This window comes from Glaciimonas sp. GG7, from assembly GCF_052976905.1.
The window spans coordinates 1-14,843 of the sequence record NZ_JBRIIQ010000049.1; the positions used below are offsets into that span (position 1 = coordinate 1).

14 protein-coding genes are annotated in these 14,843 nt (G+C 52.2%); 8 read left to right on the forward strand and 6 right to left on the reverse strand.

Going from position 1 to position 14,843, the window contains the following annotated elements; translation table 11 throughout:
* Together ACVBEF_RS12585 and ACVBEF_RS12590 are read right to left on the reverse strand one after the other, a co-directional pair.
* The coding region (locus ACVBEF_RS12585) for a DUF2891 domain-containing protein (RefSeq protein ID WP_447124289.1) at positions 1-957 on the reverse strand (957 nt) is incomplete at its 3' end.
* Between the two features lie 138 nt (positions 958-1,095).
* Positions 1,096-2,151 carry a hypothetical protein gene (locus ACVBEF_RS12590; RefSeq protein WP_447124290.1) on the reverse strand — a complete coding sequence of 352 codons (1,056 nt, stop codon included), beginning with the start codon at positions 2,149-2,151 and terminating at the stop codon, positions 1,096-1,098.
* A gap of 33 nt (positions 2,152-2,184) precedes the next feature.
* On the opposite strand from ACVBEF_RS12590, the gene ACVBEF_RS12595 reads away from it, so the two are divergent.
* A protein-coding gene (locus tag ACVBEF_RS12595; protein ID WP_447122149.1) for an IS3 family transposase occupies positions 2,185-3,362 on the forward strand; the annotation gives its coding sequence in 2 pieces (ribosomal slippage) (positions 2,185-2,452 and positions 2,452-3,362; 1,179 coding nt in all).
* Here ACVBEF_RS12595 and ACVBEF_RS12600 read toward each other — a convergent pair.
* Positions 3,279-3,908: a hypothetical protein gene (locus tag ACVBEF_RS12600; protein ID WP_447124291.1), complete on the reverse strand. Its 630-nt coding sequence runs from the start codon at positions 3,906-3,908 to the stop codon at positions 3,279-3,281. The two genes, ACVBEF_RS12595 and ACVBEF_RS12600, sit on opposite strands and share 84 nt — an antisense overlap.
* A gap of 296 nt (positions 3,909-4,204) precedes the next feature.
* Complete coding sequence (locus ACVBEF_RS12605) at positions 4,205-5,200, reverse strand: serine/threonine protein kinase (RefSeq protein WP_447124314.1); 996 nt, start codon at positions 5,198-5,200, stop codon at positions 4,205-4,207.
* A 165-nt stretch (positions 5,201-5,365) separates the two neighbouring features.
* On the opposite strand from ACVBEF_RS12605, the gene ACVBEF_RS12610 reads away from it, so the two are divergent.
* On the forward strand, positions 5,366-5,743 hold the full coding sequence (locus ACVBEF_RS12610; protein ID WP_447124292.1) for a VOC family protein: 378 nt from the start codon (positions 5,366-5,368) through the stop codon (positions 5,741-5,743).
* 92 nt (positions 5,744-5,835) lie between these two features.
* Complete coding sequence (locus ACVBEF_RS12615; RefSeq protein ID WP_447124293.1) at positions 5,836-6,534, forward strand: UPF0149 family protein; 699 nt, start codon at positions 5,836-5,838, stop codon at positions 6,532-6,534.
* 111 nt (positions 6,535-6,645) lie between these two features.
* On the opposite strand, the gene orn is transcribed toward ACVBEF_RS12615, so the two are convergent.
* Positions 6,646-7,251: an oligoribonuclease gene (gene orn, locus ACVBEF_RS12620; RefSeq protein WP_447124294.1), complete on the reverse strand. Its 606-nt coding sequence runs from the start codon at positions 7,249-7,251 to the stop codon at positions 6,646-6,648.
* Positions 7,252-7,375: 124 nt separating this feature from the next.
* Here orn and ACVBEF_RS12625 point away from each other — a divergent pair, with 124 nt between their 5' ends.
* The 5 genes from ACVBEF_RS12625 to ppnP all read left to right on the forward strand — a co-directional run bounded on the left by ACVBEF_RS12625 (position 7,376) and on the right by ppnP (position 12,440).
* Positions 7,376-8,662 (forward strand): M48 family metallopeptidase, encoded by a 1,287-nt coding sequence (locus ACVBEF_RS12625; protein WP_447124295.1) that lies wholly within the window; start codon positions 7,376-7,378, stop codon positions 8,660-8,662.
* 100 nt (positions 8,663-8,762) lie between these two features.
* Entirely contained in the window at positions 8,763-9,617 is an 855-nt protein-coding gene (rsgA, locus tag ACVBEF_RS12630) for a ribosome small subunit-dependent GTPase A (protein ID WP_447124315.1), read from the forward strand.
* A gap of 134 nt (positions 9,618-9,751) precedes the next feature.
* Positions 9,752-10,669: an ornithine carbamoyltransferase gene (gene argF / locus ACVBEF_RS12635; RefSeq protein ID WP_447124296.1), complete on the forward strand. Its 918-nt coding sequence runs from the start codon at positions 9,752-9,754 to the stop codon at positions 10,667-10,669.
* Between the two features lie 68 nt (positions 10,670-10,737).
* Positions 10,738-11,967: an argininosuccinate synthase gene (locus tag ACVBEF_RS12640; RefSeq protein WP_447124297.1), complete on the forward strand. Its 1,230-nt coding sequence runs from the start codon at positions 10,738-10,740 to the stop codon at positions 11,965-11,967.
* A gap of 158 nt (positions 11,968-12,125) precedes the next feature.
* A complete protein-coding gene (gene ppnP, locus ACVBEF_RS12645) occupies positions 12,126-12,440 on the forward strand; it encodes a pyrimidine/purine nucleoside phosphorylase (RefSeq protein ID WP_447124298.1) in 315 nt (104 codons plus the stop codon).
* Between the two features lie 73 nt (positions 12,441-12,513).
* On the opposite strand, the gene metE is transcribed toward ppnP, so the two are convergent.
* Positions 12,514-14,817, reverse strand: a complete 2,304-nt coding sequence (gene metE / locus ACVBEF_RS12650) for a 5-methyltetrahydropteroyltriglutamate--homocysteine S-methyltransferase (protein ID WP_447124299.1) — start codon at positions 14,815-14,817, stop codon at positions 12,514-12,516.
* Positions 14,818-14,843: the final 26 nt, after the last annotated feature.

The window sequence follows — 14,843 nt, forward strand, 5'->3', positions numbered from 1 at the left end:
GCCGCCTTCGTGGACGGCATTCACACGCAAGCCATAGCGATCGTTTTCCCCAAACGGTAACCCTCGCGCAATAGACCTCTGACACCATGCACGACTAAAATTAAGCCCATCCAAATGCGCAATCTTCCCATCACTACGATCACTCACAGTAGCCGGCGTGAACAAACTCACCGGCTCCCCCCGCACCAAATCAGGCAAAAATCCCGAAAACCAAACCTCAAACTCAGCAGCAGATAAAACCTGCCGCATCAACACAGCTACCATCAACGCAGGCGACAAAAACTCATCCCCACTCGGCTCCCAAGCCTGACAACCGACGTCCCGCCCATGCCAGCGCCGGGCCGCAGCACAAATGTCCGCTTCCAACCCTGCATTGCCAACCGTACGCGCATACTCCAACGCCAGCGTCAAAGCAAAGGCGGTATTGAAATGCGTCCCAACCCGCACCGGATAAGTCGCCTTCGGCAAAAAATCAACAAACAATGCAACAAACGCATCCGCCAACGGCGACAAAGTTCGTGCCCAGCGCTGCCCCTCAAGACTGTCCAATTTGACCAACGCCGACTGCAACGCCAACAACCAGCCCCAACCATAAGGACGCTCAAACCCAGCCCGCGACGGTGCTGCCAGATAGGCCAATTCGCCGCACACATTCGCTTGCGTGAATTGACGATCCAACAGCGAACGTATCGCCGCAGCTTCTGGTAACGCCGGATAACGCGTCAGCAAGCGCACCAACAACCAATACCCATGCACGCAAGAATGCCAGTCGTAACTGCCGTAAAAAATCGGATACAAGGCACGCGGATTTTGCACATCGGCGGCACTGTTGAGGGTATGAGTGAGTTTGTTGGGATATTCCTGCGTGATATGGCCGAGGACCATGTTGGCGAAGGTGGACGCCAGCGCAGGGGTTAATTGCTGGCTTGGTTGGCTTGGTTGGCTTGGTTGGATCATGGTTGTATCTCCGAACAGTGCTGCTGAATGTAAAAAAGGTGCATCAATCATGATGCACCTTATCAGCACTCTCTGGAGTTGCGCCTGAGCATTTCTATCTTTCAGGGCGAGTCGCACATACCCGGATAGGAATACACGTTAAGTCATTTGCAGCGCGTGCCACTCAACATAAGGAGCCAGCGGAGTAATGTAATGATCTTTGAATCCCAACGCATTTAATGACGCGTTCATGTCCGCTCGGCATTGCGCCGCTACCGCTGGATGTTGCCGCTCCCAATCAATAAGTTGGTCTTGCCCGATGCGTTCGACGAATGCGGCATTGTGCCTGTGCACAGATGCGATCATCATTTCTTTGGTCAGCTCGAGTTGTATCGGGGGTGGAGCAGGCGGGTCATCCTTTTGAGCAATGATCGGATTTTTTGCCACCAGAAAGTCAGGCGGAGGCGTAATCCAGTGCTGGTCTACGATTTTTTCGATGGCATCGTGTGACGCTAAATGGAAGCGATACGCCATTTCAAAAGCGGGGGCCATTGCTGTGTTTGATCGCAGACGCATATCATAAGATTCCGTTTCCGCCTTGGTCAGCTCTGCCACACTGGTTATTAACTGATTATCGTAAGGCATGTCGGACAAGGCATTGATCGACTTCGACGACGGCCCGATGAAATCGGAAAACACTTTATCTTTAGCGCCAGGTTCACGCACTGACGGTAGTGGAAAGTCTATATAAAACAGTGCTGCAGGCCTTTGCATGAAAGCCGTATTATGCGAACCCGGATCAGACTTGTTCATTGCCTGAAAAGCGACTGGACCAAAAGCGCCAAAATCTACCGTTGAGACAAACAACTTTCCTTTCTTATCGGTTCCGATACAAACATTTTCCATACGGTAGTTCTTGGGATCCCAGTCGCCGCCGTTGCGCGAGCCAATATAGTGTTTTGTCTGCTCGTAACGAAGGGGAGCCGGTAGCATCTGATTTAATGCTTTGAGCGCGTTAAATCGGTCCTGATCAGCCTCTCGATAAGGACCGATAGCAACGTTGTACTCTTCCAATGTCATAGGGCCTTGCACCGGCAGACCATTCAATTCTTTTTTGGGCGCATCTATTGACCACCATGGACCATGTTGCTTTTCAATGTTTTTTTGTCTGGCGACAGCATCTTTGCTGTGGTCTAATTTTTCCGGACACCTCAATGGGTGGATAATCCATCAACTGAGGAAATATAAATGTCAAAGCAACATAAGAATTACGACAGCAGCCTGAAGCTGGAAGTCGTGCGGATGATCAAAGAACAAGGCCTGAGTATTCAACATGTCAGCGCCAGTATGAACATAGGCACCACAGCAATTCGTCGTTGGGTAACGCAGTACGGCGCTGAGCAGAACGGCAAGCCGGGGATAGGATTACCGCTGACCTCCGAGCAGCAACGGATACGACAATTAGAAAACGATAATCGCCAACTTCGCCAGGATGTTGATATCTTAAAAAAAGCATCGGCCTTCTTTGCCCGGGAAATGAAATGAGCTATCAACTCATTCGTCAACTGCAAGAGAAGGCCTTCCCGGTAAAACACTGCTGCCGCGTCCTGAGCGTGAGTCGTTCTGGCTATTACGAGGCACAGCATCGTGCTGCTAAACCGGTTTTGTGTAAAACAAGCGTTCACCTGAAGGCTGCTTTTATGGCCAGCCATCAAAGCTATGGCAGTCGTCGGTTGGTCACCGCAATGAGGAATCAAGGCTTTGTGATCGGTCGCTACAAGATACGTAGCCTGATGCGCCGAGCCAGCTTAAAACCCGTTTGGAAACGTAAGTTTATCCACACAACAGACAGCAAACATAACTTGCCAGTAGCCGCTAATATCCTCAACCGGCAGTTCAATCCTGCTGCACCAGACTTGGCGTATGTCACTGATATTACCTACATCCGTACTGGTGCCGGGTGGCTGTATCTGGCCATCGTCCTGGATTTGTTCGCACGCAAAATAGTCGGTTGGGCGATGGCTCCGAGCATGCCAGCAGAACTGGTTTGTGCTGCTCTGAACATGGCGATTGCGCAACGACAACCAGCCTCCGGGCTAATTGTCCATTCCGATCGCGGCAGCCAATATGCCAGCCAGCTCTACCAGGGCCTTCTCGATGAACATGGCTTTGTTTGCAGTATGAGCCGCCGTGCAAACTGCTGGGACAATGCCGTTGCTGAACGCTTCTTCCTCAATCTCAAGATGGAACGCGTCTGGCAACGCCAATATGCCAACCACGCGGAGGCTAGCAAAGACATTACTGCTTACATTGTCGGGTTCTATAACACCGAGCGATTCAATTCAGTATTGGGAAATCTGTCGCCCGTCGCCTACGAGCGAAAAATGGCAGAAAAAAAACCTATTGTTGTGTCCGAAATTACTTGACCACCACACTTTGTGATTTTGTATCTCTTGATTGTAGGCATCCTCCAAGTGAGGATGCTCTGCGAGGATCACTTGCTTTCCTTGCGGGGTAAACGGGTAGTCTCCAATATCAACCAGCTTGAGCGAGGGAACGTATTCCGAGGCGATATACAGTTTATCCGGATCGAAAATTGCGCTGCCTTCTTGCATCTGACGGCAGTTATTGACAAGGTGCATGGCCGGACATTTCAGGCCACTTAGCTTAAATATGTTCCCCGACAGGACCTCGATAGCCGCATGAAAGTCACTAGGCGCTTCTTTTAATCGATAAGTAGCACCTGGCTTGAGTCCCCCTTTGGTGTAGGTTGCTGACCAGGGAATGGAGACAAACATCGCTTTGGAACTACCGGGTGCATGACCTTTGATAGTAGTGTCTTCTTGTGCCTCACTAATATCATGCACCAGCAGGCCGGGATATTTAGCTGGCGTTTCATGTGTATCGGCGATTGATTGCGTATAGATGGAGCCTGCATTGGAGACTCCGGCGGTGGCATTCATTTCTGGCATATTTCCCCCTATAAAATCGACTTGGCTCAAGTCAATAAACCACATTTTTCAGCGTGGTTCGGCGTTGACGCAGAGGCAGTTGGTCCCCTGATATCGTGCGCCGTGCCGATCATGGCCGCTGGCCGATACAGTGTGTCCGACTCCCACATAGCGAGAATTCGGTTTATAGCAGAGGTTGAACCTGACGGGAAAGTACGTTTGGGGGAGGCAAAAATGTTTGGCTAAAATGTATAAGTCAGTCCGTAAAACGGGCACCGTTTAGGTGCCCGAGAAATATCTGATGATCAACTATGGGATTAAGCAGGCCACAACGGCGGCTCATCCATCAACGCAATCTGCTCACGCAATTCCAGCACGCGATCCTGCCAATAACGCTGGGTATTAAACCAAGGGAAAGCGACCACAAACGCAGGATCATCCCAACGACGCGCAATCCATGCTGAATAATGGATCAATCGCAAAGTCCGCAAGGCCTCGATCAGATGCAGCTCACGCGGATCGAAGTCACAAAAATCTTCATAACCAGCGAGCAAATCGGCTAATTGGCGCGTCATATCCTGCCGCTCGCCCGACAACAGCATCCACAAATCCTGCACCGCCGGTCCCATGCGGCTATCGTCGAAATCGACAAAATGCGGACCGGCATCGGTCCAGAGTACGTTGCTGCCGTGACAGTCGCCATGCAAGCGCAGCATCCGAATATCTTCTCCGGCCCGATCAAAGCAGCGCCGCACGCCTTCCAGCGCTTGCGTGACGGTGCTGCGATAGGCGGCCAGCAAATCTTCCGGTACGAACCCACTTTCGAGCAGGTAGTTGCTTGGCTCAATCCCAAAGGTCGTGATATCGAGCGTAGGCCGATGCTGAAAAACCTTCAGTTGTCCGATCGCATGAATACGCCCCATAAACCGCCCCAGCCATTCCAGCGTCGCACTATCCTCCAACTCAGGCGAACGTCCGCCATGCCGGGGGAAAACGGCGAATCTGAATCCGTTGAATTGGTGCAAGGTATTCCCATCGACGCTGGCAGACGCTGGCACCACCGGAATCTCTCGTTCGACCAGCTCAGCCACAAACGCATGCTCTTCCAAAATCGCCGCATCGCTCCAGCGCTGTGGCCGGTAAAATTTAGCCACCAGCGGCGGTCCCTCCTCCATCCCGATTTGATACACACGATTTTCATAACTATTGAGTGCCAGCAGACGGCCATCGCCATGCAAACCGATGCTGTCAAGCGCGTCCAGTACGGTATCTGGCGTGAGGGTCGAAAATGATGCAGGCGTGAGTAGGTTCATGTCGGCTATTGTAAGTTGTAAGCCGACATTCGTTTGCGCCATATTAGGAGGGGGAGGCTTGATTGATGATATTTCTACGGCATTGTTTTTAAAATGAACTACGCGCAACATAGACGCAGATCAGCATCACTATTCATCATTTGAATCTCACAAGAAAGCCAGCCCATGCCAGCCATCGCTCTGAATCACTACAATCTGCGCGCCCCGCGTGAACTGATGGAACAACTGAAAACATTTTATTGCGAGATGGTCGGTCTGAAACAAGGCGAACGTCCGCCGTTTAACAGTTTCGGCTATTGGCTCTACGCAGGCGAGCACCCGGTTCTGCATTTAAGTGAAACCAGACCCGGCCAATTGCTGGATATCAGCCCCATGACGACGTTCGATCATGCTGCCTTTAGCTGTGTGAACCAAGCGGAAATGGAAGCGCGATTAGCGACGCATGAAGTGCAATACAAACTAGTCCAGGTTCCCTTAACCGGGCAAACGCAAATCTTTTTTAAAGATCCGGCTGGGAATGGGGTTGAACTTAATTTTGCGTAAGCGCCGCTATCGACGTCTGAGCGAGACTAAGCCGCACACGGACGCCCTTCTTTGCGTAAAATCCGCATCCTCACTATTCAATAGGCATCACCATGGAACTCGACGAACCGCTGTCAGATAAAGAATTTGATGAATTAGACGACTTTTTGCTCTCTGAGCGCTGCGGCGAGGAGAGTATGACGATGGACACCTTGCACGGCTATCTGACGGCGTTAGTTGTTGGCCCGGAGCAAGTCTTGCTGGGTGAATGGCTGCCGCACGTCTGGGGGCCATCGCTCAAAGATGCGCCGAAGTTTAAATCCGACAAAGAATTCGAACGCACCGTCGGCCTGATCGCCCGCTATATGAATGAAATCGCGGTCACGCTGGAAGTTGCCATCCAGGAATACGAACCGCTGTTTTGCGAATTCGAGCATGAAGGCAAGCCGCTGCTGGATGGCGAGGCATGGGCCTGGGGCTTCTGGGAAGGGATTAATCTGCGGGCTGCAGCGTGGGAGCCGATCTGGACGTCGAACTTATCCGCTGTGGTACGACCAATTTATCTGCTGGGTGCGGAGGAGTTGGAAGAAGAAGAAATGCGGCTGCGCGAAGATCCGGTACAGCGTCACAAATTGACGGTGGAGGTCGAGGCTGCGATTCCTGAGATTTATCGCTACTGGCTGCCGAACCGTAAATCTGCTGTCAAAACGATTCAGCGTGAAACACCAAAAGTCGGGCGCAATGATTTGTGTGGCTGTGGGAGTGGTAAGAAATTCAAAAAATGTTGTGGGGCGGGGCTGGCTGAGGAATAAGCCGATCGATCTGATCGATCGCCATGGGCATCAAAAAAGGACGGTAATGCCGTCCTTTTTTGATTTTCGCTCACATTTCGGCCCGATGAACCGGGGCCCGGGCCGAAGTACTTACTCCTTAATGAAATGCTCGCGGTAATATTTCAATTCCTCAATCGACTCCAGAATATCGGCTAGAGCAGTATGTTTTTGATGCTTCTTGAAGCCGCTTGCCAGCTCCGGCTTCCAACGACGGCATAGTTCTTTGAGCGTCGATACATCCAGATTGCGGTAATGAAAGAATGCTTCAAGCTTAGGCATGGTGCGCACCATGAAGCGTCGATCCTGGCAAATCGTATTGCCGCACATCGGCGATTTGCCTTTTGGTACGTATTTTTGCAAGAAGGTGATCAGCTCGCCTTCGGCATCGGCTTCGGACACGGTGGAGGTTTTTACGCGCTCGATCAAACCCGAGCGACCGTGCGTACCTTTATTCCAGGCGTCCATCCCGTCCATCAATTCATCCGCCTGATGAATCGCAAAAACCGGTCCCTCGGCCAAAATATTCAATTGCGGATCGGTGACGACGACCGCGACTTCAATAATCCGGTCGCCGTCAGGGTCTAGCCCGGTCATTTCCATATCAACCCAGATCAGGTTGAATTCATTGGGCCGCACAGGTGTCGTAACCGGTACAACCGGTGCAGATGGTGCGGATGAATCGGTAGCTTGTGACATAATTGTTCTCTTTACTATTTATCGGGAAACGCGCTGAGATATCTAGGAATAACACAACATTTGATGCCGCTGGGGCGATGTTGCATCAGTCCGGCAGTCGCGTATTTTCTCACATAGGGTGCCCATGTCTTCACTTGCATTTTCAGTATTATTTATCGTTTTTTTAGCAACCAGTATCTCGGTACGCTTTTGGCTCGGTTCTCGCCAGATTCGCCACGTGCTCACGCATCGTAGCGCAGTCCCGGCCGAATTCGCGGAAAGAATTCCTTTGGCTGCGCATCAAAAAGCCGCTGATTACACCGTTGCCAAGACCAAATTCAGCCTTTTCGGCCTGTTTGTGAATGCGGCGGTCTTGATCGGCTTTACCTTGCTGGGCGGTTTGCAATGGCTGTCCGGCACTTTGTTTGGCTGGGCGGGCCCCGGCATGATCTATCAACTTAGTCTGCTATTAGCGTTTGCGGTCATTTCGGGTGCGATCGATTTACCGATTGAATACTACAAACAGTTCGTCCTGGAAGCCCGTTACGGCTTCAACAAAATGACCCGCAAGTTATTTTTCATCGATCTGTTAAAAAGTACCCTGCTTGGCGCAGTCATTGGCCTGCCACTGATTTGGGTGGTCCTGATGCTGATGGCTACATCCGGCGATCTTTGGTGGTTTTATGCATGGCTGGTCTGGAGCGGGTTTCAATTGTTGATGCTAATTTTGTTTCCTTCCGTCATCGCGCCCATGTTCAATAAATTCACACCATTGACCGACGACAGCTTGCGCGCCCGTATTGAAGGCTTGATGCAGCGGGTCGGCTTTGCCTCCAAAGGTTTATTCGTCATGGACGGCTCGAAACGCAGCGCCCACGGCAATGCGTATTTCTCCGGCTTTGGCGCCAATAAACGCATCGTTTTTTTCGATACGCTGTTAGCGCGTCTGGCCCCACATGAAATTGAAGCGGTGCTGGCGCATGAACTGGGCCATTTCAAACTCAAACATATCGTTAAACGCATCGTGGTGATCTTTGCTGTGTCGCTGGTGTTTTTAGCTTTGTTGGGCTATTTGAAGCAGCAATTGTGGTTTTTCACCGGTCTCGGCGTGAATCCCCTGCTATTGACCGATCTGTCGAACAACAATGCGATGGCGTTGATTTTATTTATGCTGGCGCTGCCGATTTTTACCTTTATGTTGTCGCCGCTGTCATCGATCACGTCGCGCAAACATGAATTTGAAGCCGATGCGTTTGCCGCCAAATACACCAATGCCGACGATCTCGTAGCCGCATTAGTCAAGCTCTATGAAGACAATGCATCGACCTTGACGCCGGACCCGCTGCATTCGGCGTTCTACGATTCGCACCCGCCTGCCGCCGTCCGGATTAAAAAACTGCTCGCGACAAAACTGAGCGCCCGGCATGGTTGATCACTACAAACCGAAGCCAGGCAAAGCCGCTAAAGCCAGTATCGCCAACGCTGTTGGCGTAGTCATCGCGGCCCACGGACGCCACTATCTGGTGCAGGCGATGGTGGACGGCGCGTCATTAAAGCTCCACTGCGTCACCCGCGGCAAGAAGAGCGATGTTGCTGTTGGCGACAAGGTCAATCTAAATATGACTTCGCAAAATCAGGCCGTCATTGAATCCATTGGCGAGCGTCGTAGCCTGCTGTACCGCTCGGATCAATACAAATCGAAGTTGCTGGCCGCCAACGTTACCCAATTATTTATTGTGGTGGCAACCGAGCCCGGCTTTACCGACGATCTGATTTCGCGTGCGCTGGTGGCTGCCGAAGCTGCCGGTGTGCAGGCCCATATTATTTTGAACAAGACCGATGTCACCGCCTCGCTACCGAGAGCGCGTGAACGCTTGCTTCCTTATGCCAATCTGGGTTATCCGGTGCACGAAGTCTCTGCAACCGGTATGCCGGAGCAAACCTGTGCCACCATGATGCCGCTGCTGGAAGGCCAATCGTCTATTCTGATCGGTCAGTCCGGCATGGGTAAATCATCCATCATTAATCTGATCGTGACCGATGCCGACATTGCCACACGGGAAATCTCTGCGGCATTGGATACCGGTAAACACACCACGACATTTACCCGATTGTATGAAGTCCATCCCGGCACCAACGATGAAACTTACATCATCGACTCGCCGGGATTTCAGGAGTTTGGCTTGTATCAACTCAGCGAAGGCATGCTGGAACGGGCGTTTCGTGAATTTGAGCCGTTTCTTGGCAAATGTAAGTTCTATAACTGCCATCATTTAACAGAGCCAAGTTGCGCCGTTCTGGAGGCACTGCAGACAGGAAAAATTGCCCCGATGCGCCATCAACTCTATAAACAACTGTTGCATGAATCATCACAAACACTTTATTGAGCTGTAAGCGATTGTTTATGCCCGCTTTTGCTTCTCCTTGCCCCTTATGAGGGTATCTTTTTAAGCATAATCCCTTATAATCGATCAGGTTAGAAACTTCGGCGGCAGCCCAAAACTGACCGCCATTTTCATTTATGACCATCAAACACTACCTGCAATTTTCCGACTTCACGCTCGATGAATACGCGTACGTCATTGAACGTACCCGCATCATCAAACGCAAGTTTAAAAATTACGAGCCGCATCATCCCCTGCTGGACCGCACGCTGGTCATGGTGTTCGAGAAAAATTCGACCCGCACCCGTTTGTCGTTCGAAGCCGGTATGCATCAGCTCGGGGGTGCGGCGATCTATCTCAATACCCGCGACAGCCAACTCGGACGCGGTGAGCCGGTAGAAGACGCCGGGCAGGTCATGTCCCGCATGTGCGACATCATCATGATCCGCACCTTCGGTCAGGACATCATCGAACGCTTTGCCGCCAACTCACGCGTACCGGTCATCAATGGCCTGACCAACGAATATCATCCCTGCCAGGTACTGGCCGACGTGTTCACCTTTATTGAACAGCGCGGGTCAATAACCGGCAAGACGGTCGCCTGGATCGGCGACGCCAACAATATGCTGTACTCATGGCTGCAAGCGGCGCAGGTATTCGACTTTCACGTCAATATCTCCACGCCAAAAGGCTACGATCTCGATCCGACATTGGTCAGCGCCGACAGCAAGCAGTACACCGTCTTCGGCAACCCTTCCGATGCGTGCGAAGGTGCACATTTAGTGACGACCGACGTCTGGACCAGCATGGGTTACGAAGCCGAAAATACCGCTCGCCTGAAAGCCTTCGACGGCTGGATCGTCGATCAGGCCAAAATGGCGCGCGCGCAACCAGACGCCCTCTTCATGCATTGCCTGCCCGCACATCGCGGCGAAGAAGTCTCAGCGGAAGTCATCGACGGCCCGCAATCGGTGGTCTGGGATGAGGCGGAGAATCGTCTCCACGTACAGAAGGCGCTGCTGGAATATCTGGTCGTGGGACGAATCGAATCCTGATATTTTAAAGACGCAACCTAAACGAATACCCGAATACAAATCAACACTGAAACATTAGAAAGCGAATCATGAGCGACGTAAAAAAAGTAGTGCTCGCCTATTCCGGCGGTCTCGACACTTCAGTCATTTTGAAATGGCTGCAAGATAATTATCAATGTGAAATCGTCACCTTCACCGCCGATCTGGGCCAGGGCGAAGAGTTGGAACCGGCGCGTCAAAAAGCGTTGAAATTCGGCATCAAGCCAGAAAACATCTACATCGACGACGTGCGTGAAGAGTTCGTGCGCGACTTCGTCTTCCCGATGTTCCGCGCCAACACCGTCTATGAAGGCGAATACCTGCTAGGCACGTCGATTGCGCGTCCATTAATCGCTAAACGCTTAATCGAAATCGCCCGCGAAACCGGCGCAGATACGATCTCGCACGGTGCCACAGGCAAAGGCAACGATCAAGTCCGCTTCGAACTTGGCGCATATGCCTTGATGCCTAACGTCAAAGTCATTGCACCGTGGCGCGAGTGGGATTTGCTCTCGCGTGAAAAACTGCTGCAGTACGCGCAAGACGCCGGTATCGAAATTGACATGAAACACAAAAACGGCGGCGCACCGTATTCGATGGACGCCAACTTGCTGCACATCAGCTTTGAAGGCCGTCATCTGGAAAACCCAAGTGCCGAAGCCGAAGAAAGTATGTGGCGCTGGACCGTCAGCCCGGAAGCAGCACCAGACCAGGCCGAATACCTTGATATCGAATACGAAAAAGGCGACATCGTTGCCCTCAACGGCCAGCGCATGTCGCCTGCGACCGTACTGACAGAACTCAACCGCCTCGGCGGCAAGCATGGTATCGGTCGTCTGGATCTGGTCGAAAACCGTTTCGTCGGCATGAAGTCACGCGGCTGCTACGAAACCCCGGGCGGCACCATCATGCTGCGCGCGCATCGCGCCATTGAATCGATCACACTGGACCGCGAAGTTGCGCATCTGAAAGATGATTTGATGCCCCGTTATGCATCGATGATTTATAACGGTTTCTGGTGGGCACCAGAGCGTCTGGCACTGCAAACCCTGATCGATCAAACCCAACTCAGCGTCAATGGCTGGGTCCGGATCAAGCTCTACAAAGGCAACGTCATCGTGGTCGCACGCGACTCTAAAACCGATTCTCTGTTCGACATGAAAATTGCGACTTTTGACGAAGACGGCGGCGCATACAATCAGGCCGATGCTGGCGGTTTTATCAAACTCAATGCCTTGCGTTTGCGCATTGCGGCGAATGCGCGTAACCAGCGCGGCTGATAACATCTGACACTGATACAAAAAAAATCCCTGTTGAGATATCTCAACAGGGATTTTTTATTGCATAGCCATCAGCAATCTTTATGCAGCGCAGGACATGAAATGTGCGCAGCCTTCACTTCCAACCATGCACCACTAAACTACTAGAAGGTTTCCCTATGAGTATCCAATTCGATAACGTATCGGTCCTAAAACAAGCCAGCGTCTACTTTGACGGTAAATGTATTTCGCACACCATCATTCTTGAGAATGGCGTCAAAAAAACCCTCGGCGTCATTCTTCCGTCAACCCTGACATTCAATACCGACGGGGCTGAAATCATGGACGTCACCAGCGGAATCTGTCAGGTGCGTCAAAAAGATCAAGCGTTGTGGACTAAATATGTTGCAGGTGACAGCTTTAGTATTGCCGCCAACTCCAGCTTCGATATTGAAACCATTGAGACCCTGAACTACGTCTGCCATTACGCATAAATACACCCGCCCCGGCGATGATTAACATCCATCCCGGGGCAACGTTTTACGACAGATTTACAACGCAAGCAAACTACGCAACCTTCCGCTCCGTCTCCACCTCAGCACGCAACCGTCGCGCAGCCAACACCATATTTTCCAACGCTGCATACGTCTCCGGCCAGGCCCGCGTTTTTAAACCGCAATCAGGATTAACCCATAGCCGTTGATCGGGAATCACACCCCGCGCTTTGCGCAACAAGCGCTCCATTTCATCGACTTGCGCTACCCGTGGCGAATGGATGTCATAGACGCCGGGACCGATATCGTTGGGATACGCAAAGTCACCAAAACCTTCTAACAGCTCCATATCCGAACGCGAAGTTTCGATCGTGATCACGTCCGCATCCATAGCGGCTATCCACGGCAAAATATCGTTAAATTCCGAGTAGCACATATGCGTATGTATCTGAGTTTCATCCGTCACACCGGCGGCGCTGATTTTGAAGACGCGCACGGCCCAATCCAGGTAGTGCTTCCAGTCCCGCGCCTTGAGCGGCAAGCCTTCGCGAAACGCTGGCTCGTCGATCTGAATCATGCCGATACCGGCTTTTTCCAGATCGCAGACTTCATCCCGTAAGGCCAACGCGATTTGCAATGCTGTCGTTTCACGCGGCTGATCGTCACGCACAAACGACCATTGCAGCATCGTCACCGGACCAGTCAGCATGCCTTTCATCGGCTTGGCGGTCAGGGTCTGCGCAAACTGACTCCAGCCTACCGTCATCGCTTCCGGGCGATACACATCGCCGTAAATCACAGGCGGTTTGACGCAGCGTGAACCATAACTTTGAACCCAGCCGTTGGCGGTAAACGCATAGCCCCACAACTGTTCGCCGAAGTATTCCACCATATCGTTGCGTTCCGGCTCGCCGTGCACCAAGACGTCCAGACCCAGCTCTTCCTGTTTCTGCACCACCAGACGAATCTCATTGCGCATTTGATCGAGATAATCCAGATGCCCGATTTCACCACGTTTGTAAGCGGCACGCGACTGACGGATTTCTGCGGTCTGCGGGAAGGAGCCTATCGTTGTGGTCGGAAACAACGGCAGATCAAATTTCTTTTGTTGCTTGTTAATGCGCGTCTCGAATCCACTGGTCCGCTCTGCATGCGCCGCTGTCACTTCGGCTAGGCGTTTTTGCACCAGTGGATTATGAATGCGCGTGGAGCTACTACGGCTAGCCAACGCCGCCCGTGAAGCGACAAACTCTGCCTCCACTTCTTTGGCGCATGCAGAGGCTGGATCAGTATTCAACGCTTCTTTCAGCGCGACGATTTCTGAGAGTTTTTGGGTCGCAAATGACAGCCAGCTTTTTAGCTCTTGATCGAGCTTGTCTTCATGCTTCAGATCGACCGGTACGTGCAGTAACGAGCAACTCGATGCCACCCACAAACGATCGCCGAGTTGCGCTTGCAAGGGCTTGAGTCTGGTCAGGATGGTGTCCAGATCGCTACGCCACAGATTGCGGCCATCGACCACGCCAACCGACAACACTTTGTCTTGCGGCCAGTTGGCAACAAACGCATCCAGCTGATCCGCGCCGCGCACCAGATCCAGATGCACACCCATGACTGGCAAGTCGCGCAACAACGCGGCGTGCGTTTGGACTTCGCCAAAATACGTGGTCAACAGCAATGGCGGGGCCGATGCGGTCAGCGCACCATAAGCAGGGGAAAAAGCCTGCACCCACGCGCTATCGAGTTCCAACGCCAGAATCGGTTCATCAATTTGCACCGCATTCACGCCTGCGGCCTGCAAACGTGTCAGCAACGTTTGATAACCGGCAATGACCTTCGGCAACAGATCGAGTTTGTGCGTCAGGCCTGATTTGATCTTGCCCAGATACAACAAGGTCAGGGGTCCGACCAGTGCTACCTTGGCCTGATGCCCCAGCGCTTGCGCTTCGGCAATCTCGTCGAATAGCCAATCTACGCCGCCATCAAATTGGGTTTCAGGGTTCCATTCCGGGACTAAATAGTGATAATTGGTATCAAACCATTTCGTCATTTCCATCGCGAAATGTTGTTTATTCCCGCGCGCCAGCGTGAAATAGTCCGCCAGCGTCAGTTGCTTGGCATCAAACCCGAACCGCTGTGGAATCGCTCCCAGCAATGCCAGCGTGCCCAACACCTGGTCATACCAGGCAAAATCGCCCACGGTCACCACATCAAGGCCCGCATCTGCCTGCGCTTTCCAATGACGGGCACGCAGCGTTGCGCCCGTCTCACGTAGGGCTGTCTCGTCGGATGCGCCCTTCCAGAACGATTCTTGCGCAAATTTCAACTCGCGCTGTGCGCCGATGCGCGGAAAACCCAAAACGTGTGCTAATGCCATTACTTTTCTCCAAATATTTAAGTGCG